General features: G+C 72.7%; 18 protein-coding genes and 2 pseudogenes. 7 read left to right on the top strand and 13 right to left on the bottom strand.

The window, feature by feature from the left end; translation table 11 throughout:
* Positions 1 to 50 precede the first annotated feature (50 nt).
* The 6 genes from ACIQTO_RS36740 to ACIQTO_RS36715 all read right to left on the bottom strand — a co-directional run bounded on the left by ACIQTO_RS36740 (position 51) and on the right by ACIQTO_RS36715 (position 5,883).
* The gene (locus ACIQTO_RS36740) at positions 51 to 587 is read right to left on the bottom strand and encodes an NUDIX hydrolase (RefSeq protein WP_402397717.1); all 537 of its coding nucleotides are present in this window, start codon (positions 585 to 587) and stop codon (positions 51 to 53) included.
* 298 nt (positions 588 to 885) lie between these two features.
* On the bottom strand, positions 886 to 1,182 hold the full coding sequence (locus ACIQTO_RS36735) for a hypothetical protein (RefSeq protein ID WP_402397716.1): 297 nt from the start codon (positions 1,180 to 1,182) through the stop codon (positions 886 to 888).
* 338 nt (positions 1,183 to 1,520) lie between these two features.
* Entirely contained in the window at positions 1,521 to 1,820 is a 300-nt protein-coding gene (locus tag ACIQTO_RS36730) for a hypothetical protein (RefSeq protein WP_402397714.1), read from the bottom strand.
* A gap of 621 nt (positions 1,821 to 2,441) precedes the next feature.
* The gene (locus tag ACIQTO_RS36725) at positions 2,442 to 2,603 is read right to left on the bottom strand and encodes a hypothetical protein (RefSeq protein WP_402397711.1); all 162 of its coding nucleotides are present in this window, start codon (positions 2,601 to 2,603) and stop codon (positions 2,442 to 2,444) included.
* Positions 2,604 to 3,103: 500 nt separating this feature from the next.
* On the bottom strand, positions 3,104 to 3,553 hold the full coding sequence (locus ACIQTO_RS36720; RefSeq protein WP_402397709.1) for a hypothetical protein: 450 nt from the start codon (positions 3,551 to 3,553) through the stop codon (positions 3,104 to 3,106).
* Positions 3,554 to 4,836: 1,283 nt separating this feature from the next.
* Complete coding sequence (locus ACIQTO_RS36715) at positions 4,837 to 5,883, bottom strand: Lrp/AsnC ligand binding domain-containing protein (RefSeq protein WP_402397707.1); 1,047 nt, start codon at positions 5,881 to 5,883, stop codon at positions 4,837 to 4,839.
* Between the two features lie 149 nt (positions 5,884 to 6,032).
* On the opposite strand from ACIQTO_RS36715, the gene ACIQTO_RS36710 reads away from it, so the two are divergent.
* Both ACIQTO_RS36710 and ACIQTO_RS36705 read left to right on the top strand, forming a co-directional pair.
* Entirely contained in the window at positions 6,033 to 7,217 is a 1,185-nt protein-coding gene (locus ACIQTO_RS36710; protein WP_402397705.1) for a M20 family metallopeptidase, read from the top strand.
* 32 nt (positions 7,218 to 7,249) lie between these two features.
* Positions 7,250 to 7,576 carry a nuclear transport factor 2 family protein gene (locus tag ACIQTO_RS36705; RefSeq protein ID WP_402397744.1) on the top strand — a complete coding sequence of 109 codons (327 nt, stop codon included), beginning with the start codon at positions 7,250 to 7,252 and terminating at the stop codon, positions 7,574 to 7,576.
* A 318-nt stretch (positions 7,577 to 7,894) separates the two neighbouring features.
* Here the strand turns inward: ACIQTO_RS36705 and ACIQTO_RS36700 are convergent.
* The 3 genes and pseudogenes from ACIQTO_RS36700 to ACIQTO_RS36690 form a co-directional block, all read right to left on the bottom strand.
* Positions 7,895 to 9,424: pseudogene (locus ACIQTO_RS36700) on the bottom strand (DUF6493 family protein); the annotation flags it as partial.
* Positions 9,425 to 9,654: 230 nt separating this feature from the next.
* A complete protein-coding gene (locus tag ACIQTO_RS36695; RefSeq protein ID WP_402397702.1) occupies positions 9,655 to 10,281 on the bottom strand; it encodes a hypothetical protein in 627 nt (208 codons plus the stop codon).
* Between the two features lie 372 nt (positions 10,282 to 10,653).
* A complete protein-coding gene (locus tag ACIQTO_RS36690) occupies positions 10,654 to 11,340 on the bottom strand; it encodes a rhomboid family intramembrane serine protease (RefSeq protein ID WP_402397700.1) in 687 nt (228 codons plus the stop codon).
* A 98-nt stretch (positions 11,341 to 11,438) separates the two neighbouring features.
* Between ACIQTO_RS36690 and ACIQTO_RS36685 the strand changes: the two genes are divergently transcribed.
* The 3 genes from ACIQTO_RS36685 (at position 11,439) to ACIQTO_RS36675 (ending at position 14,509) form a co-directional block, all read left to right on the top strand.
* On the top strand, positions 11,439 to 12,113 hold the full coding sequence (locus ACIQTO_RS36685) for a hypothetical protein (RefSeq protein ID WP_402397698.1): 675 nt from the start codon (positions 11,439 to 11,441) through the stop codon (positions 12,111 to 12,113).
* A gap of 1,020 nt (positions 12,114 to 13,133) precedes the next feature.
* A complete protein-coding gene (locus ACIQTO_RS36680) occupies positions 13,134 to 13,547 on the top strand; it encodes a lipocalin-like domain-containing protein (RefSeq protein WP_402397696.1) in 414 nt (137 codons plus the stop codon).
* Entirely contained in the window at positions 13,544 to 14,509 is a 966-nt protein-coding gene (locus ACIQTO_RS36675; protein ID WP_402397693.1) for an acyltransferase domain-containing protein, read from the top strand. Before ACIQTO_RS36680 ends, ACIQTO_RS36675 begins: the two co-directional genes overlap by 4 nt.
* 61 nt (positions 14,510 to 14,570) lie before the next feature.
* Here ACIQTO_RS36675 and ACIQTO_RS36670 read toward each other — a convergent pair whose 3' ends face one another.
* The 3 genes from ACIQTO_RS36670 to ACIQTO_RS36660 form a co-directional block, all read right to left on the bottom strand.
* Positions 14,571 to 14,861 (bottom strand): helicase associated domain-containing protein, encoded by a 291-nt coding sequence (locus ACIQTO_RS36670; RefSeq protein ID WP_402397690.1) that lies wholly within the window; start codon positions 14,859 to 14,861, stop codon positions 14,571 to 14,573.
* An 86-nt stretch (positions 14,862 to 14,947) separates the two neighbouring features.
* Positions 14,948 to 15,196 (bottom strand): hypothetical protein, encoded by a 249-nt coding sequence (locus ACIQTO_RS36665; RefSeq protein WP_402397688.1) that lies wholly within the window; start codon positions 15,194 to 15,196, stop codon positions 14,948 to 14,950.
* Between the two features lie 703 nt (positions 15,197 to 15,899).
* Positions 15,900 to 16,268 carry a hypothetical protein gene (locus ACIQTO_RS36660; RefSeq protein WP_402397686.1) on the bottom strand — a complete coding sequence of 123 codons (369 nt, stop codon included), beginning with the start codon at positions 16,266 to 16,268 and terminating at the stop codon, positions 15,900 to 15,902.
* 1,065 nt (positions 16,269 to 17,333) lie between these two features.
* On the opposite strand from ACIQTO_RS36660, the gene ACIQTO_RS36655 reads away from it, so the two are divergent.
* Positions 17,334 to 17,501, top strand: a complete 168-nt coding sequence (locus tag ACIQTO_RS36655) for a hypothetical protein (RefSeq protein WP_402397683.1) — start codon at positions 17,334 to 17,336, stop codon at positions 17,499 to 17,501.
* Between the two features lie 65 nt (positions 17,502 to 17,566).
* Here the strand turns inward: ACIQTO_RS36655 and ACIQTO_RS36650 are convergent, their stop codons facing one another.
* Positions 17,567 to 18,262: a hypothetical protein gene (locus ACIQTO_RS36650; protein WP_402397680.1), complete on the bottom strand. Its 696-nt coding sequence runs from the start codon at positions 18,260 to 18,262 to the stop codon at positions 17,567 to 17,569.
* A 136-nt stretch (positions 18,263 to 18,398) separates the two neighbouring features.
* Here ACIQTO_RS36650 and ACIQTO_RS36645 point away from each other — a divergent pair.
* Positions 18,399 to 19,220: pseudogene (locus tag ACIQTO_RS36645) on the top strand (MFS transporter); the annotation flags it as partial.
* Between the last annotated feature and the right edge of the window lie 28 nt (positions 19,221 to 19,248).

The raw sequence follows: 19,248 nt of genomic DNA, 5'->3' as shown, positions 1-19,248 counted from the left end.
GTCGGCCACGCCCACCCGGTTCGCCCTCGTCGCGGCGTTCGGGATCTCGGTCACCGGTCCTTGTCCGCTCCGGCTGCCGGTGTCCTGGTCAGGAGGGCGGGCGTGCCCTCGTGGTCCCGGTAGGACAGGAAGGTGCCCGACGGGTTGCCACCGGAGAGGTAGGCGATGGCCGGCTCGGCCATCACCCGCGAGGGGAGTCCTTCCAGCCGGGCGATCGCCTCGGCCACCGGGACGAACTCCACCGCCAGCACCTCGCCGTCGGGATCCCGGACCTTCGGATCCCCCTGCGCCTCGGCCTCGAAGACGAACGCCAGGGTCGAGTCGCCGCGCTGCGGCCGGGAGTACTGCACGGCGTACGCGAGCGTCCCGAGCTCCCGCAGTGCGAGCCCGGTCTCCTCGGCGATCTCCCGGGCCGCTGCCTCGGCCATTGCCTCGTACGGTTCCACCTTGCCGGCCGGCAGCGACCAGACGAGTTCGCCGGCGTCCCCCCGATGCGTCACCAGCGCGACTTCCGCGCCGCGGCGCAGTACCGCCGCCACGATCGTGTAGAGCCGCATCACCGTCTCCTCTTCCTCGTCGTTCGCCATCGCCGGTCCTCTCCTTCCGCTCTCTCCACCGCGCGGGGGGACAGCCGACGGTGTCGTGTGATCGGCCGTGATCCGGCTGGTGACGCGTCGCTCTCCATGACCACCTGACGGCCCGCCAGGCCGGCCAGTTCCCCAGCGGGGTGTTGGAAGAGTCCCCGGACCCCGGGGGTCTCCAGCGCGGAGGTGACCAGGTGGTTCCGTCCGTGCGGTCGGTCTGCACCACCATGGCCAGTGGCCGGCCCTTCGGCCAGGCATGATGTGCCCACAGCGGGGCGAAGGTGTCCATCCGGTGCTCCGATCATGGGTGCACCAGGTAGACGGCGTCGGAGCCGCCCGCCCGCACCGCGTTCTCCAGCGCGGCCCTGTGCCGGGGGACGTCCAGCAGGGAGACCAGCCGTCCGCGGAGTCCTTCCGCCCGATGGTGGACATCGATCACGGAGCGGCTGTGCGGTTCGGCGAGCACCCGGTACTGGTACAGGGTGGGCCGTCCGCAGGCGTCGAACCCGAACGCGACTTCGACGTTGCGCTCCGCCGTGCCCCGAACCCGGGACACGGCGGTGGCCGGCCGGTGGTCGAGGTCGTGACCGCCGAACACCGGCCCTTCGAAGGCCGAGCCGCCGGCGGTCAGTGCCGTACTGACGCACCGCCGGCCCCGGCCAGTACCGGGCCTGCCGAATTCACACAGGCCCGGCCCGCCGCCATCGTGATGGTCCCGTCGAGCACCGAGCCGCAGCTCTCGGCGCCACAACGGCGAAGGACTGCGGTGCGGACAGTCCGCGGGAGGCGCGGTACCAGTGCGTGTACCGGCGTTCCCACAGCGATCGCCTGGCGGCCGTCCGTTCCAGCGGACCGCCCGTCCACTCGGCCGGATCCGCCGAAGGCGGTGGGCGTTGTCGCCGCCCTGCTTCTCCGCCTCGATGAACGGGTGCGCCGTCACCGGGTCTCCTTCGCGAAGAAGGCCGTCGCACGCTCCAGGACTTCGACGTCCTCCCGCAACCTGCGATCCTCCCGCCGCAGCCGGGCCGGCTCCTCGCGCTCGCCGCCGGTCAGACCGTCGGGCTCGCCGGAGTCGGCGCCGCGCTGCCTGACCGAGTCGCGCACCGCGGTCTCTGTGAGGTCGAAGTCCTTGGCCACCAGGCCGACCGAGCGGTCGCCTCGCTGACACGGCTCGACGATATCGGCCTTCAACTCCAGCGTGCACGAGCGGCGAGGACGCGGCTTCCTCTTCCCCACGCCCTCCATGGTGGACATCATCCTTCCGGGGCCGAAGCCCCTGATCAGGAATGTCCAAAGCGGATCAAGCCCACTGGGCAGTTCAACGAGTACGCGGACCATGTGGTGGGTCCGATGCCGGGTTGTTCCCGGCTCGGGCCGTCCGTCGGTCCCGTGGCTTCGTCGGTCCCCGGGCGGCCCGGTGCCATTCGCCCCGGGCCGACAGCGCGACAGAACGCCGGAAAGCCGTCACCCCCGGGGCGGCGGCTTTCCGTACTTCTCCCTTGAAGCCTCATCGGCCCCGGTGGTCTACCCGGCCGCGACCGGGGGAGCGGGACCTGGCTGAGACGGCGAGGCGGATCGGCCGTGTGACCGTGCGGGAAGCCGACTGCTGACCCGACCGCGATGGTGGAGGTGTTGTCGGCAGGGGGTGCCGTGTTCCGTCGGCCTTCAGGTCCTGTTCGGCCCCACCCCCGGTCGGCTGTCTCGGCCTCCGGGTCGAGGAGGCGGTTCAGGCCCACCGGCTGAGGCCGCGGGATCCGACTGCGGGGGGCCGGGCGGGCCGGTTCACCGAGAGCCTTCCTCGCAGATGGCGGATGGGCCGTCACCGGTGCTGCGGTGACGGCCCATCGCGGGTGATGCTCATGCGGTCGGGCCGACCAGGCTTGTCAGCGCCCGGTGTGCGCGTCGGGTGGTGCGCTCGGCGCGGCTCTTGAGTCGGAGCGCGCGTGCGAGGCGGTGCTTCTCGGCCTCCCGCAGACGCTCGTCGATCGTCGCCCGCGCCACGTCGAGGTGGTAGCTCATGATGCTCTCCCTGTCCGCGGGTGATCCGTCGGCATCACCGCGATGCCGACCCTTCGGACCACCCTCTGCGCTTCAGAGGCTACACCCAAATGCGGGGCCAGGCCTTGTATTTAACGTTCCGTTCAAGAGATCGCCTGCTGATCGAAGGATTTGATGTCGATTGGCTCCCAGGTTTCGCGTGTCGGCGATTCGGTGCCCGGATCCCTGCCCAGGCCGTCGTTCCGCTCGCCGGTCCCGGCCGGCCCGGCGCCGCCCGGCGGCCGTCGTCCTCCTGGCCGTCCCGGTCGCGGGGGTCGACCCATCGCCGGATGCCTCCACCCGTACGGAGTGCGACGCCGTACCCGCACCCGCCGCCTCCGTCCCGCCGGCGGGGCCTCGCGGCGCCGGCGCGCTGCCCCCGCCGCCCGTCTTCCCGTCCGCCGTGCTCTCCTGCCCGACCGCGCGGCGGCTTCGGCCGTCGTGCGCGGCGGGCCTCTTCCGCCAGGGGAAGGCCGGTGGGGTCACCGCCGGGGCCCCTCCAGGTCGATGCCGTGGATGTCACCGCCGGCGGCGACGGATCCCGGCCCGGTGGCGCGTACCTCGCGCTTGTCGACGCGGGGCGAGGCGTCACCGCCGCTCGGGGCGGACGGCGGCCCGGCGCCCACCGCCGTGATGTCGCCGGCGGCGCCGACGCCGCCGTTCTCGGCCACCACACGTACCTCACGCACGCCACCGGCGGCCGCGGGATCGCCCCCACCCCGCACCCCGTCCCTGCCAGCGGGCATGCCGGCCGGGGCCCCTCGCAGCAGCCCGCGCACCGTGACCGCCAGACCCACGAGCGCGGCGAGTGCGCCAGTCATGCTCGCGAGCCTGTCCGCGGTCTCCAGGTCCACCAGGACCGGGACCGCCACCAGGGCGGTCCCGGCCACCGCGCACACCCCGGCCGCCGTCCACCATGCCCATCGACGCACTCGGCTTCCACCTCAAATCCCCGCCGGCACGGTCCCCGTGGCCGAATTCTCCCACCGGCCCGGCCCTCCTGTACGGCGAAACACTCCCAACATCCCCGTCCCACAACGTTGCCGGACCTGCCGTCCAGGCTGACGCCCCACGGCCTCCAGAGCCGCCGGTGGCCGCCCCGCGTCCGTCCCGGACCCACCGCCCGCCTCCGTTGTGCCCCGGCCCGCCGTGGCTGGCGACGCCAGGTCACAGGCGCGGACAAGGGGCCTCGGGAACGCCGACAACCTCCCTGAGCGGCCCCGGGGCGCCGGCAAGCCGTACCCCGGGAGCCCGTACGCCCGCGTGGTGGTCCTGAGCGGGGCGCCGGCCGCCACCGCAGTGGGCCCGACTCGTTGAACGGGGCGTGAGCACTCCGGCCGCCCGCCGTGGTCTCGCTCCGGCGCAGGCCGCGCCCTGGGCCCAGCGCTCCCAGGGCCGCCGACAGCCGCCCTGGAGCCACCCCGCGCCGGTACCCGCCCCACCGGCCCGTCCCGACACCCGACACCCTGTCGAACGGGCCGTGGACGCCATCGCCGCGCCGCGCACGGTCCGCGCCCCCGCGCGCCGTCCCCGAAGCCGCCCTCCACCTCGTCCAGGCCCTCCTCGCCCGCCCCGACGAGGACCCACTCCTTCTGGAGGCCGCCGAAGGCCCGGCCGCCGTCATCCCACCGCACCTCGCCGCCCCCGCACCCCACCACCTCGCCGCTGCCCGCAGCCCACCGCCGGCCCCGCCCACCCGGCTGTGCCCGGCCCCGGTGCCGGTCCTCGTCCCGGACCCGACGGTGGCAGGCGCCGGCGGGCTGCTCGCCTGATGCCCCGTCATGTCGCAGCCGAGTGGTGGCGGGTGTCCGCGGGCCCGGGCGAGGTCGGCCTGCCGGCCGGGAGCCCGGCAGCGGTGATGCCGCCCCGCTGGAGCCCTCGGCAGGGCCCAGGATTCCCCTCCTGTTCCCCGACCTGTTCCCCCTCCAACTCCCGGACTGCCACTCGACGCCGGAACAGGTGCGTTTCCGCGGGTCGGACGCCGAGAATAGGTTCCGCCGAAACCCCGGCAGCCTCTCCGTACCCCTGTCTGTCGGTAGTTGTGGTTGGCGGTTCTGGGGCGTGCGGGGCTTGCGCGCTCCAGGACGTCGTACGAGGGGCCGCGCGATGCGTCACGTCGTGCGGGTGGCCGCGTGCCAAGGTCGACGCGGTGGGCCGCTGTGTTCGGCGGGCCCGCTGTCGTCGTCTCGGGCGCTGTGGGCGGCCCGAGCGGCCGTCAGGTGACCGGGACCGGGTCTCGCCAGATTTCCATCGGAACGGCGCGGACGGCGCGTCCGTCGGCGCCGAGGATGCGGCCCATTCGTTTCACGGTGCGCAGTGACACCCGTCGCTCGGCCACGCGCAGGTCGGGGAATCTGCGGGCGAGCGTGGTCTCCAGATGCTGGACGTCGGCGAGGGAGCGTTGCCAGACGGAGAGGAGGAGGTTGTGCGCGCCGGTGACGGACACGCACAGGCGGACTTCGGGGAGTCTGGCGAGCTGGGGGCCGACCGTGTCGAGGCGGTCCGGGGGGAGGTCGGCGCGGAAGGTCGCCAGGATCGGCCGGCCGGCGTCGCGGGCGGCGATCTCGCAGCGGAAGCGGATCGCGTCGGAGGCGGCCAGCCGGTCGAGGCGGCGGCGCAGCGTGGAAGGGCTGAGCCCGGTGGCGGCGGCGAGCCCGGCTTGGTCGAGGCGGCCGTCGACGCCCAGTCTGATGAGCAACTCCCGGTCTTCTTCGCGGACTTCGGCTCGTATTCCGGACGGTTTCCCGTTGCCGGCCGGCTGGTCGTCGTGCAGTTCCACGCGTTGGGCGGGGTCCAGTGAGTCCAGTCGCCAGCGGATTCCCTCGGCGTAGAAGCCGGTGGCCAGGTGGACGCGGACGGCGTTGACCCCGGGGAGTCGGCCGAGGCGTTCGGCGGTGTAGCGGGAGAGCGCCGCCAGGTCGGTGAAGGCGGCGGTGACGACGAGGTCGCAGCCCTGGGAGAAGTGTTCGACGCTCATGACGTGCGGGTCCTCGGCCACCTCGTCGGCGACCTGCCGGAGCCGGTCGGGGGCGCAGTCGAGGTCGACGTAGGCGACGCAGCCGCGGTCGTCGGGGTGCGGCAGGCCGTAGGCGGTCACCCAGGCGATCCCGGCCCGCGAGAGCCGTCGCCAACGGCGGGCCGCGGTGACCGGGCTGATCCCGAGGGTCTGGCCGAGCAGTGACCAGGGTGCCCGGGGCCGCAGCTGCAGCGCGTTCACCAGGGCGAGGTCCAGCTCGTCCACCGTCACGTCGGCGCCGGTCACCGGCGGTGTCCGGTGGATTCGTTCATCAGAGAGCCTCTCGTGGCGTGATCCTGCGAATCAGCGGGATACTCCCGCCGTGAGAACCAGAATCACGGAACGAGATCGTTCGGCACAACTTCCCGCCACACGCGGATTCGACGGAGGTACCTGTGTCCCTGCACGACGATGCCCTCGGGCTGGCCCCGGACCTGGTCCGGCTGCGCCACGACCTGCACCGGTTCCCCGAGCTGGGCCTCGCCCTCCCGCGCACCCAGGAGCGGGTGCTGCGGGCCCTGGACGGTCTGCCGCTGGAGGTGAGCCTGGGCGCCGGCCTGAGTTCGGTCACCGCGGTGCTGCGCGGCGGGCGGCCGGGACCGGCCGTGCTGCTGCGCGGTGACATGGACGGCCTGCCGGTCGTGGAGAAGACCTCGGTGCCGTTCGCCGCCGACAACGGCGCGATGCACGCCTGCGGCCACGATCTGCACACCGCCATGCTCGCGGGTGCCGCGCACCTGCTGGCCGCACGGCGCGAGCAGCTCCACGGCGACGTGGTCTTCATGTTCCAGCCCGGCGAGGAGGGTTGGGACGGTGCCGGCGCCATGCTCGCCGAGGGCGTGCTGGACGCGGCGGGCCGGCGCCCGGTCGCCGCGTACGCCCTGCACGTGTCGTCGACCATGCCGCACGGGGAGTTCAGCTCCCGGCGCGGGCCGATCCTCGCCGCCTCCGACTCGCTGAACGTCACCGTCCACGGTGCGGGCGGCCACGGCTCGGTGCCGCACCGGGCCAAGGACCCCGTCCCGGCGGCCTGCGAGATGGTCACCGCCCTGCAGACCATGGTGACCCGGCGCTTCGACGTGTTCGATCCGGTGGTGATCACCGTCGGGCTGCTCCAGGCCGGCACCCAGCGCAACATCATCCCCGAGACCGCCCGCTTCGAGGCGACCGTGCGCACCTTCTCCGCCGAGGCGCGGTCCAAGGTCGCCGACGTCTCGGTGGAGCTGGTGCGGGCCATCGCGGCCGCTCACGGCCTGCGGGCGGAGATCGAGTACCTTCCCGGGTACCCGGTGACCGTGACCGACGGGGCCGAGACCGATTTCCTGGCGGACACCGTCCGGGAGGTCTTCGGCGAGGAGCGCTTCCTGACGCTGGCGAACCCGATCCCCGGGGCCGAGGACTTCTCCCGGGTGCTCGAGGCGGTTCCGGGGTCGTTCGCGTGGCTCGGCGCCGCCCCGAAGGGGACCGACCCCGAGGACCTGCCGTCCAACCACTCGCCCTACGCGCAGTTCGACGACGCCGTGCTCCCCGACGGAGCCGCGCTCTACGCCGAACTCGCCACCCGCCGCCTCGCGGCCTGAACCCGTACGCCGAAGAAGGAACGATCAAGCACATGACCGAACCGCGCGACGTGGTCGAGCGGCAGCTCGCCGCCTACAACAGCCACGACATCGACGCCTTCGTCGCCACCTACGCCGAGGACGTCACGGTCCACCGGGCCGACGGCAGCCGCCTGCGGGGCCGGCCGGCCCTGCGTGACCGCTACGCCGGCCAGTTCGCCGAGGGCCGCTGCCGGGCGGAGATCGTGGGGCGCCTCAGCGAAGGCGACTGGGTGGTCGACCACGAGATCGCCCACGGCCTGGCCGACGAGCCGGTCCGCGTCCTGGTGGCCTACCGGGTGCGCGAAGGCCTCATCGACCGCGTCGACTTCCTCGGCTGAACAGCCCGAACCCGCACCGGCCGGCGCGGGGAAGGGGGCCGGAGCACGCCCCGACAGCGGAACGGCCGGCCGGCCCGACATCATGCCGGGCCGGCCGGCCTCACGTGCTCCGACGACCGAGTACGGCCGACCACCAGAATCCGCCGCCGGCGGCCGGCCCCGCCGGGTGTGAGTTGCCGCCGCGCCGAGGCTTGAACGGCTTCCGCCCGGCGCGTACGGGGCGGCCCGCTCGGGCCGGCCCGGCAGCTGGGTGTGAGAGGCGTCCGGCGTGGGCGGCGGGGTGTCGGCCGGCAGCTCGCAGCCGAGTTCGGCGGCGGCCGAGCGGGCGGCCGACAACGCGTCCGGAGGCAGGCGGAGCAGGGACTGGGCCAGGTCGGCGGGCCAGGGCAAGGCCCCGGCGGCCCGGTGCGCCGCCAGCCGCTCGGCGAACACCGCCAGATCGACGGCGCCATCGGCGGCGGTCGGGGTGGCGAGCAGCAGCGGCACCGGCGCCTGCCCGATTCGGGACGCGACCTCCAACACGCGCAGCACGGGAATGGTCCCCGGACTACGAAGGTGAGCGGGCCAGTCGAGTATTTCGGCGGCGTGCTGCGCCGCCAGGTGGCTGCGGCCCGTCAGGGCGTCGAGCAGACAGCCGAGTGCTTCCTCGAGGCGGTGGGCCTGCCAGATCGTGATCGGTTCGTCGTCGCGGCCCGCGGTGAGCGGAGCGAGGGCAGCGTGGAGGTCCGCGGCGTCACGGTGGTGCTCGGCGACGAGAGCGGCGAGGACCACCTCGAACTCGCCCGGGTCGGGCACCTGATTGGCCATCACGGCCGCCAGCCGCTCGGCGAGGTCTAGCGGGCCGGCGGGTGCGGCGGGCAGCGCGGCCTGGCCCATGGGCGGTGCGATGGCGTGCGGTTCGGCCTCCTCCTCCGCCGCCGGGGCCTGGATGGCCAGCAAACGGTGGGCCTCGGGCCGCAGCGCCGGGCCGAGGACGGCGGCGGCGCTGCGCACGGCCTCGGCGGTGGCCGGGGCGACGCCGGACAGGTGCTGGGCGGCGAGGCGCAGGGCGCGCTCCTGGACGGCCGGAGCCGGGTGGGCGAAGGCCACGCTGACGGCGGGCAGCAGGCCGTCCGCCGTGGTGGGGTCGCGGCGCAGGGCGGCGGCGGCGCGGCTCAGCTGGGTGGTGGCGAGGGACTTCTCCGGGCGGGCCAGGACGGCGGCCGTCAGCTCGGTGAACACCTCGGCGCAGAGCCGGTCGTCCACGGGCACCAGCGCCGCCTGGGCGGCCTTGGCGGCGGTCGGTGCGCCGTCGGCGGCCAGCCGGACGTGATCGCGGGCCCGGGCGAGGACCTCCTCGGGGTCGAGTGCCAGCGCCGCGTACAACTGGAGGAACCCGCGCAGGTTGCCGGGCCGGTCGCCGCGCAGGAGTTTTCCGAGGCAGAGGTCGATCAGCTCGGCGCGGTCGAGCACGCCCTCGCCCGCCAGGGTGGTGAGTGCCTTGGGCCACTCGTTGTCCGGTCCGAAGCGGGCGGCGTGGGGGTCGGTGAACTCGGCGCCGACGTCCGGGACTTCGAACAGGCGACGGACGAACTCGGCCAGCCTGGGCTGGGCGCGCAGCCAGGAGAGCAGGCTGTCGTGGGTGCGGCACCGGCTCGCGCAGGCCGTGCTCGGCGAACCACTCGCCGATCTCGCGGTGGTAGGGGTAGCGAATCGAGCCGCCCTCGCGCACCCAGCCGACCAGGTAGCCGTCGGTGGTGGGGAGTTCGGCGCCCGACCAGGGCCCGGCCCAGGCGGGCGGGGGCCGGCGGGTTTCGAGGATCTACGTAGGTCAGGGGTCGGTGAGAACGGGACCGCTCCCGTTCTCACCGACCCCTGGGCTGTTCCGCCCGGCCTGCCCGGTTGGACGGCCGGGCCGGGCGGGCAGAGCCTTCGACGTGACGACACCTTCGACCAGGTGTCAACGGACACGTCGGACTGCCGCCTTCACCGTTGTCGTCGACGTCGCGGTGCGCAGATGCCTGCTTGTGCTCTGCCCGCCTCGCCCGGCCGGGCGAGGCGGGCCGCCGGGCTGCGTGGGTCGGCGGGTGACGGTCCGGTCAGTAGAGCTTGTTCACCGCGGCCCGGACCGTCTCCTTGAAGGCGGGGACGTCGGGCTGGGTCCAGTTGCTCTCCCACTCGACGTAGGTCACGGTGTTGCCGTCCCGGCCCACGCCGTACAGGAAGTTGCGGTAGCCCTGCCAGGAGGGGTTGCGAGTGAGGTGTACACCACCCACGGTCGCCCCCTCCTCGACATCCAGGGAACCGTAGTCGTACCCGGTCACGGTGTAGATCGAGCTCCCCTCACGCCAACGGTCGGCGCAGCCCGCGAAGTACTGCCGGATCGACTCGGCCAGGGCCACCGCCTCGGCCTCCGTCGGCAGCACGATGGCGTGCTCGGTCGCCGAAGCCGTCTCGGAGGTGGAGAAGCCGGCGTCCCAGACGCTCTCCTCCGGGATGCCCCCGATGCTGAACCCGGAGGAACAGGGGCCGTCGGAGTACCAACCGGGCTCGTCGCGCGCCCCGCCCTCCCAGGGCAGGGAGTCCGGCGGCAGGTCCGCGATGTCGATCATCCCCGGCCGCGCCGTCGTGTCCGCGGGCGCGGCGTCCGCCACCGGCGCGCCCGCCGCGACCACCAGCAGGGCGACACCGGCCCCGGTCACCCAGGTACGAATTCCTGACCTCATCCGTCCACCTTCGTGTGGGTGCAGCTGCGAAAAGCCGCCGCCCGATCGGGGAGGAGGCGTTCGTTCAGCATGCGAAGCGTCGGACCGGCCGGGGGGCCGGACACGAACGACGGCCGGAAATCCGCCCGCCGACCATCGAATCCGGCCGAAAACCGTACCTCCAGCTCCCTTGCTTCCCGCCCTGGCCGGCGGCCGACCGGCCACGCGCGAGACGGGCCTCGTCCACTGGTTGTGCGCTACCGGGGGTGCTGTGTCAGCGGCCAGTTGAGATTGGCCGCTCACAACCAGGCGCCGCCGCCGTCCGGCCCGCGGCTGCCGTGCCCGATCCCGTCGTGGCTCGCATCTCGGCCGTCGGCACCTGGCCGGGAGCGGCTACGCGGTGACCTGCCGGGCGGTGCGGCTCCATGGCCGGGGTGCGCATGCCAGCCCGAGCAGGCATCCCGCCATCAGTCCCGCACCGTGGTTGTTTCGCAGCAGGCACAGGAACAGTCCGCAGGCCGGGACGAGCAGGACGAACCACGAAGCCTGCCACGGCCCGCGCAGCAGGCAGCCCACGGCCGGCGCGCCCAGCAGGCCGCAGATGGCGACCGAGTCGCCGCCGCCACTGGGTGACCAGCCCGCCAGGCTGACCACGTGGGCCGCCACGCCGGAGACCAGGAACACCGTCAGGGTCCACCCGCGCCCGAGCACGGACTCGGCGACCGCCCCGATCACCAGCAGGGCCGAGAGGTTCATCGCGATCTGTGCCCAACCCGAGGACTGCACCAGCAGCGCCGTCCCGGCCCGCCACCACTGACCGCCCGTCAGCGCACCCGGTCGGCGTTCCAGCTCACCGATCACCGACGGAGCCACGGACTGTACTACCGCCATCACCGCCATCGCCACGAGTAGCGCGGACGTGACCCACGGCCGCCGCGCCCACGCCGCGCGGACCACCGCCACCACCTCGCCCGGCCCGCCGCCGTCCGAGGCCGCTTCCCCGACCAGTACCAACGTCCGCAGTCCCACACCCACCACCACGGCAGCGCTCGCGTACAACCCGATCACATGCGGCGACATCGCCCCACCCCGTTCGAACACCCCGGGACACACCGTCCCGGCCGATCGCTCATCCTCCCGGCGCTACCGGGCCGCCCGCCAGGGCTGACGATCACCGGGTGCGCGTGACCTCCGTCATGCCGATCTGTGGCGCTCGCGGGCGCCGGCTCCCGGCCACCGGCCGCGAGGGCCTGCCGCCCGTCGCCCTCGTCTTCGAGGCCGGCCGCAAGCGCACCCGCCCCGGCGCCGCCCCGTTCACCGACGAGCGGAGACAAGAGAAGGAGAAGACCCACCACCGCCGACTTCTGCGCCGCATCTACACGGTGGAGGCCGCCTCCGAGGCCACCTGGTACCCACCGTCGTACCGGGGAGAGGAGACCACGGCCCGCGACTACCACCGCGCGCTGCCAGTGGTGGCCACCTCCCGGCCGCTGCCGCGCGCCCGCGGTGCCGACGCCGCGATCTGGCGCCGGTTCGGCCGCCTCGGCCGGCACACCCTCAGCCACGCGCTCGACAACCCCGACGGCGACCAACTGCTGCACACCGAGCAGGCCACCGTCGAGCGGGTTCGCCGGGAGCGGGAGAAGGAGGAGTACGAGCGGCGCTGCCCGCTGCTCTTTCGGTACCGCTTCGGACGGTTCTCCGGAAGAACGCACCAGTCGCCCGCCGACGAGACCGTGGCCCGTGTGGTGGTTCGGGTCAGGAGCTGGAGCAGGGGTTGCCGGTGCCGTTCTGGCCGTCGGTGCCGTTGTGACCGCCGGGCCCGCCCGTTCCGCCGCTGCTCCCGGCGGTGACCGGTGCCGCCTACCAGTGGTGCTGAACACCCGCGGGCCCGACCACGGATACCGTCGAGACGTGGACGGCCGGCACCACTCCGAAGCCCCCGTTTTGGTCCGACGGCGGCCGGGCGCTGTGGGACCGCACGGTCCCAGCCCTCGCGGCCGTCGGCATCGACGGTCAGGATTCGCAGCCGCCCGGGGAGCGTCGTGAGGCGGTGGACGCGCCACATCGGGTGGGCGCCGGGCGGTACCGCGAAGAGCGGCAGTGTCGCGGCCCGGCCATCCGCGATGACAGGCCCGCCGTCGGCTACCTCGCCGGGTTCAGCCAGCGGCGTGCTCGCTGCGTTGGTCGGAGAGCCATTTCCCGAGCGGGAAATCACCCTCTTCTCCGACCATCGCGGAATACGGAACATCGAGCCCGCCGGATTCCTCGTCCCACCGGGGGCGTGGTTGATCCCCTCCCGCCAGAACTGGGTTTCACCGGTCAGCACCCGCGAGGCGATGAACAGCGCGAGCACGTTCTCGTCCACCGGCGTCTGGAACCGCACCGGCGGCGTGAACGCGCCCGCCCGCACCGACCTCACCGGACCAGCTCTCCCCAGGTCCAGACGCTGCCTCAGCGCTGCGCCCCTGGTGCGCTTGCCGGACTTCTGCGGCACCGCGAGAGCCTCCACCGCCTTGGCGTCGTGGCTGCGCAGCGCGGTCAGGATCTTGACCACCGGCAGTCGATCGGAGGAGTCGGCTCCTGTTACGATCAAGCGCCGCTGAGCGCTTCTTCGCCGTTCTGAAGAAAGAAGTCAGCACCCGGGGCTGACTGGACCACAGCACCGCCCGCAGCGGGAAGTCCTCTTGTTTATCAAGGACTTCTACAACTGCAAGCGCCTGCGCAGGGGCTCCCGACTGGCATATCTGGTGCCATTCGAGTCGCCAGCGGCACCGTCAGGACCACACCCGCGGAGCAGACGGACGTGTCCGACCGCAAGGGTGGAACTTCGTCGCCGGATAGGGACACTGTTGCGGAGAAAGGAAGAAGCCATGGATACGCTGCCAGGTATAGAGGTGGGCAGAGTCATCGGCGCGTGGCAGCTGGTTGCGCTCACGGCAACCGACGTGAACGGTGCCGCTACTCATCCCCTGGGGACCGAAGCCCGGGGCATGCTCATCTACACGCCCGATGGCCACGTGTCGGCCCAGATCGCCGGCCCGGACGGATACATCGGCTATGTCGGCACCTACCAGTGGCTCGGTGACCGCGTCGTCCACCGTTCCCTGGTCGGCAGCCCCACCGAGTTCAGCGGCGCTGAACTGCCCCGCACGGCCCGCCTGGAGGCAGGCCGTCTCAGCCTTGCCTCGCTCTCCACCAACGGCTATCCGGTTCTGACCGCGACCTGGCAGCGCGTCACCCCCGCACCCGACGCCCCGAACGTGGGCACCGGTGAACAGCGATGATGCCCGACCTGTCCGATGTCCCGCGCGGTGGCACGGTCTTCCTGTTCCCTGGTCAGGGCATATCCCCCCATGGCGCCCTGGCGAACCTGTACGACGACCAGCACGGAGCGCCTCCCTCGGCCCGGGCCGAGGCCGACCGGGTCATCCGCGAGATCGACAACGTGGCGACGGCACACGGATACGGCCCGGTCCGTGACGTGCTGTTGGCCGACCGCTCCTCCGCTTCGGCTGCTCCGCTCGCCTACGGCACTTCTCAGTTGGCCCACTTCGCGGCCTCCGTTGCCCTCGCCCGCGCTCTTGCCGCAACCGGGATCGCTCCCGACCTGATCGTGGGTCACAGCCTTGGCGAATTCTCGGCCTTCGTGACCGCCGGAGCGTTCACCGTCGCCGAAGGAGCCGAGCTCGTCTGCGCATTGAACGACGCCTACCGCCCCATCACTGGCCAGGGCACGATGGTTCTGGTCCTGGCCGGGGAACGCGACACACGGGCCATGCTCGCCGACACGGGCCGTGAAGACCTGGCGATAGCCTGTGTCAACTCCCCAAGGGAGACGATCGTCAGCGGCCCCAACGCCGCCGTAGCCGCTCTTCGCGCCGGTGGAAACAGTCGGCGGCTGTTCGAACTGGACGTCCCCTACGCGGCCCATCACCCCGGCCTCTCGGAGATCCACGGCCGTTTCATCGACAATGCCAAGGGCGTACGCCAGCGACCGCTGCGCGTCGCGGTGCACTCGCCCGTCCAGCGCCGCTCCTGCAGCGATGCAGACGACTTCCCCCTGGCACTCGCCGACTGCATCACCAATCCTGTGCACTTCGTCGAGGCGGTGAACGGCATCGCGGCTGCCGCCGACCAGCAGCTGTTCATCGAGGTCGGAGCTGGGGACACCCTCAGCCGCTGTGTGCGGGCAACCGTGCGCGGCGCCCGCACCATCGCCCCCCTCGCACCCCCGAAGAAGAGGTAGACCGAAAGGCAGCGTGCTATCAGCCCGGGACACCGCCCCCGACCAGGGCCGGTGTCCCGGCCTACGCCCACTCCACCCCGTGCTCGGCGAGTTGCGCGAGCTGCCCCGGGGTCAGCTTCGCCCGGCGGTCCTTCTGGTCGTTCAACCAGGTGCCCAGGGCGAAGCGCGACACCACCACCTGCTTCTCCCCTCCGGGCACGGTCTCCACGCTCTCCACCGGCTCCTTGTGCGGGCACGGCACCTTCGCGTGCCCCTCGCGCTCGACGAATGCGGCGAGCGCGGCCAGGCCCTGGGCGAACCGGTCGGTGCGGGACACCGTCGGCTTCGCCTCGGCGGCGGCATTCGCGGCCACCAGCTCGGGGTCCTCCTCGATGCCGATCGCGGCGAGCAGGTCCCGCTGGTCCTCCTCCAGGCCCGGCCAGCCGGCCAGCCGGCCCGCTACGCCCGCACCCAGCGGCCCAACTGCTCGCCCTCGTACACCGTGTCCTCGGGCGGAGTGGTCCAGTCGACCATGCCGTCGGAGTCCAGCCACCACAGTCGGGTGGCGGCGTGGGCGCGCTGCCGAGTGATCGGCCAGGTGGGGCACCAGAACGGGTCGATCACCTCCAGCGCCCGCCGCCGCTCCGGCGCCAGCGAACCCTGTTCCCGGCCGGCACCCGCGCCGCGGCCCGCAGCTCCGAGAGCCACGTTCCGATCGCGTACCCGCCGACCGACGCCACGACATCCGACCCGCCTGTGTTCTTCCTCGGACCCATGTCCAAGGCATCGGCCACCGCCGACTCCGAGGACACCGCCCCGTCAGAAACCGACCCGATCTGGTGATCCGCCAGAGTGCTCATCAGTTAATCCCTTGATCAGGGTGTCCACCGAATTCCTGATACTCCCAAGGCATTCTCACTTCGCCGGTCCGACAGCGAGGCAGAGCTGGGTGTAGGCGGCCAGGACCAGGCGGGTCCAGCGGTCGGCCGCGGCGGGTTTCGCGCAGGCGGGGACAGGTCCAGCCGAGGGTCTGCTTGAGGAAGCGGAAGGTGTGCTCCAGGTCGAAGCGTCGCAGGAACGCGTGCCGGGCGGTGTCGGTGTCCGCGTTGGGGGGTGTGGGTCGGAATACCACAGCCAGACCGGCTTCGGGGCGCCGCCGGAAGGCAGGTTGTCGACGTCGAGGCGGATCAGGGTCCCTTCGACGAGGGGGAGTTGGCCGCCGTGGTCGTCCCAGGCGGAGCGTCGCCAGATGCGCGATCGCAGGCGGTGCCAGGTGCGGATGCGGGCGGTGCCGTAGCGACGGGTGGTGTGCTCGGCCTCGGCGTCGGGGTCGTGCCAGGTGGCGGTATCGGACAGGGCGAACCTGGTTCCGTGCTGGCGGGTCCGCCGCGGTGGCTTTGGTGTCGGGTGGTCAGGCCGGGTGCGCCGCGGTGGGGTAGGGGGTGAGGAGGGGGCGGAGGTGGTGAGGGAGGTCGGGGTGGTCGTGCCAGGGGCTGGTGAGGGCGCGGAAGGCCGCCCAGGCGGTGTGTGCGGCCTGTGCGGGTTCGGGGTCGCCGAGTTCGTGCCACAGGGCCTGGTAGAGGTGTCGGGAGACGGCGAAGATGGCGCCGGCGGCCTGCTGGACGCCTGCGCGGTCGGTGTCGTCGAGGCGGGACGGGTGTCCGGATATTCGGATGGTGGGGCCGAGCGCGTGGTAGGCACGGCCATCGACGAAACTGTGCACGTCCTGCAGTTGCTCGCGGGTGGGCAGGGGCGGCGGGGGAGTGGCGGCCTCGGTCATAGCGGCAGGCTACGTCCTGCTGCTCCTGGCCGTCCTCGCTGCAGTCCCGCTGCTCCCGTCCCAGGCCCCGCTGATCCCTGCTGCTCGCCGCGGGGAGGGGAGCCGTCCCGCCGGGTGCCCGGTGCCCTGGGTGGTGCCGGCCCGACCGCAGGGGGCCGGCAGGCCGCTACCGCGCCTGTTCGACCGCTGCGCCCCGGCGGCGGGGCGGCCTACGGGCCTCGGTCTGCCCGTCATCGGCTTTTCGGGGAGGGGGCCGGACGGGTGGTTCGTGCCGATTCGGCACTCAACCACGACCGACCGGTCGTGGTTGAGTGCCGAATCGGCATGCAGGAGGGCTGCTCGTCTCGCCCCGGCCGCCACTCGGCCCGCCGGTCTCGGCTTCGATGCCCGCCGCTGGCTGGGAACGCTGCTGGTCGGGCCGGAGGTGTGGGATGGAGGGGAGCTCGGGCTGGCGCCGTCCTTGGGCTTTGACTGTTCTGCTGCCCGCCGGTCCCGCTGTTGCTCGGTTCGCTACTTCCGGGGTGGCGGCCCGGGTGTTCGCCGGCCGCGGGGTGGCGGGCAAGTCCCTGCTGCCGCTGTTCCGGTCCGCCTCACTCCTGTCCCGGGCCCGGATCGTCCTGTACCTCGTCGCCGCCGAAGCCGGTGCGGACCCGGCCGACGCCCACGGCGACCGGGTCGAGACGCCGGTCCGGCGTCAGGGCGGGGAAAGCGCCGGCGACACCGTGCGCCGTTGGGGGGCCTGGTCGTGCTCGGTCACGACCTCGCGGACGAGCGCGATCCGGTCAGCGCCCGGTGATTCCGCGTGCTACTGCTGGCGAGGCAGGGCGATCCCCTCGATCAGCTCCCGCCCCACCACCACGCTGCGGCTGATGGTGTCGGCCCAGGTCTGGCGCCGCACGTGGGTGACCGGGCGGACGAAGCCGGCGAAGGCCGGCAGCGCGTCCAGGAAGTGCAGGACGCCGCGCCAGATCGCCCGCGCCGCCCCGATCGGCGCCCCGATGTCCTTGGGGCCGATCCGCAGCCGGCCCGTTCCCAGAGACCGGCCTCTTCCGCTGGCGGCACCTGGTGTTCACCGCCCGACTGCCGGACGCCCTCCACCGCTCGGTCGCCCGCACCGAGCAGGACGATACCGACCGGGCGCCGGTGGTGGGGCTGCCGCTGGCCGAAGCGGCTGGCCTCCACCTCTACCCAGCCGTCGGCCCCGTCCTCGACCAGGCCGCCCTGTACAGGTGAGCTCAGGTCCGGCACACGTGAACGCGCTCGCGTCTCGGACGGGGACAGGCCGGTGCAGCTCACCCTCAGGTTGCCCAGGGCAGCCGTACCGCCTCGACACCGGTGTCGTTGAGTAGTGCCTCGATGAGGGTTGGGGGCCCGGCGACCTTGGTGGCCCACAGGTCGTAGTCGGTGCACAGGACCCATGAACGGTCTTCGGCCCAGAGGTTCGCGGGGCTGAAGTCGGCCAGGTCGACCTCGGACATGTCGTAGAGGATCTCGGCGTCGCCGAGGCGCCCCGCCCGCACATGGAGGTTGTCGAAGTCGACGGCCCCGAGCGTCAGCGGGTTGTAGTAGGCCAGGCAGCGGGTGTCCGGGCCCGCGGGGCTGTGCGCGGTGAGGATGTCGATCAGTCTGATCCAGGTCGCACGGTCCAGGCTCCCCTCGGTGGGAGGGACGATTCCCAGCGGCCAGCCGCCGTTCTTCGTGGCCGAGGGAAAGCAACGGAATGAGGGCAGCAGTCCGTCGGGGACGGTGGGGTCGCCGGTCCGCCGGGCGAGTTCCGCCCAGCGCAGCCGCCGCCAGCCGGGGCCGGGGTGCTCGGCACGGCCCAGGCCGCCTCCCATGGCGACGCCCACGGCGTCGAGATCGATGCCCGCGACGATGTCGCGCGGGATGCTCCCGTCCGCCAGACACGCCTGGCGGTACTCGTGGTGCGATACGTCGTCCGGCCCGTGCTCGTGCTCGTACATGGCGTTGAGTACCCAGGCCGCATCGGGCATCGCCGGCGGCATGAACCCGGTCAAACCGTCGCCGCAAAGCTCAAGCAGCCATTCCGTCGCGCGTGTGACAAGTTCGGGGGAACCGGCGGCGGCTTGAGTGGGCCAGGACCTATCGTGACGCCTATGTCGTTCCTTCGTGACTAGTCAGCAACTGTCCAGCCGCCGCGTCCCAGCGGCGGCTGGACCGGGTGAAGCATCGATCTTCTCGCCGGCCCCGGTGGCGTTCCCGGGGACTTCTGGTGCCTGGAGTCATCAAGTGACGACCTACCGATCCCGCGTGCCCGGCCACCTCGTGCCGCTCCTGCGGACCAACCCCGATTTCAGACGTCTCGTCTGCGCTTCCGCGTTCAGTCTGACCGGCGACTGGTTCGCCTTCGTCGCGCTCAGCGGCTTCGTCTACCACCGCACCGGCTCGCCCGCGCTGACCGCGCTCCTGTTCGCCGTCAACTCACTGCCCGGAGTGCCGCTGATCCCGCTCGTCGGTCCGCTCACCGACCGGTTCGATCGGCGCCAGCTGCGGATCGTCTGCGACATCGGGGCCATCGCCCCGGTGGCCGGCCTGCTGCTCGCCTTTCACCTGGAATCGGTGCCGATCGCCCTGGTGAGTCTGGCGGTCCTGTCCGTCTTCGCGGCCGTGGCGGCCCCCATCCCCGAGACCGTTCTGCCGAACATGGTCGACGCCCCGGACCTGCCCATGGCCCAGGCCGCCCTCGGGAGCGTCTACTCCGCGGGCCTCCTGGTGGGGGCCGGTTTGGGAGGCCTGGTGACGGCCACGGGCGGGACCGCGGTCACCCTGGTCGTCGACATCGCCTCGTTCGTCCTGTCAGCGGCTCTCGTCGCGAGGATCCGCCGCCCCTTCTCGGTTGCCGCGCCGGCGCGGCGCATGCGTGTGCGGGCGGACACCGCCGAGCTCTGGCGGTTCGTTCGGGCCGCCCCCGTTGTCACCGCCTATCTGTCGCTGACCGTCGGGCTTCGCCTTTCCTACG

It is taken from the genome of Kitasatospora sp. NPDC091207, from assembly GCF_044768625.1.
GTDB lineage: Bacteria > Actinomycetota > Actinomycetes > Streptomycetales > Streptomycetaceae > Kitasatospora.
The sequence above is the reverse complement of the archived record's forward strand: the minus strand, read 5'-3'. Positions and strand labels throughout refer to the sequence as shown.

Excerpts from the sequence above, each read along its gene's own strand:
- ACIQTO_RS36690 (WP_402397700.1), bottom strand. The coding sequence starts at position 11,340 with ATGTCGCCGCATGTGATCGGGTTGTACGCGAGCGCTGCCGTGGTGGTG.
- ACIQTO_RS36675 (WP_402397693.1), top strand. The coding sequence starts at position 13,544 with ATGATGCCCGACCTGTCCGATGTCCCGCGCGGTGGCACGGTCTTCCTG.
- ACIQTO_RS36725 (WP_402397711.1), bottom strand. The coding sequence starts at position 2,603 with ATGAGCTACCACCTCGACGTGGCGCGGGCGACGATCGACGAGCGTCTG.
- ACIQTO_RS36695 (WP_402397702.1), bottom strand. The coding sequence starts at position 10,281 with ATGAGGTCAGGAATTCGTACCTGGGTGACCGGGGCCGGTGTCGCCCTG.
- ACIQTO_RS36680 (WP_402397696.1), top strand. The coding sequence starts at position 13,134 with ATGGATACGCTGCCAGGTATAGAGGTGGGCAGAGTCATCGGCGCGTGG.
- ACIQTO_RS36705 (WP_402397744.1), top strand. The coding sequence starts at position 7,250 with ATGACCGAACCGCGCGACGTGGTCGAGCGGCAGCTCGCCGCCTACAAC.
- ACIQTO_RS36740 (WP_402397717.1), bottom strand. The coding sequence starts at position 587 with ATGGCGAACGACGAGGAAGAGGAGACGGTGATGCGGCTCTACACGATC.
- ACIQTO_RS36660 (WP_402397686.1), bottom strand. The coding sequence starts at position 16,268 with ATGACCGAGGCCGCCACTCCCCCGCCGCCCCTGCCCACCCGCGAGCAA.
- ACIQTO_RS36650 (WP_402397680.1), bottom strand. The coding sequence starts at position 18,262 with ATGCCCGATGCGGCCTGGGTACTCAACGCCATGTACGAGCACGAGCAC.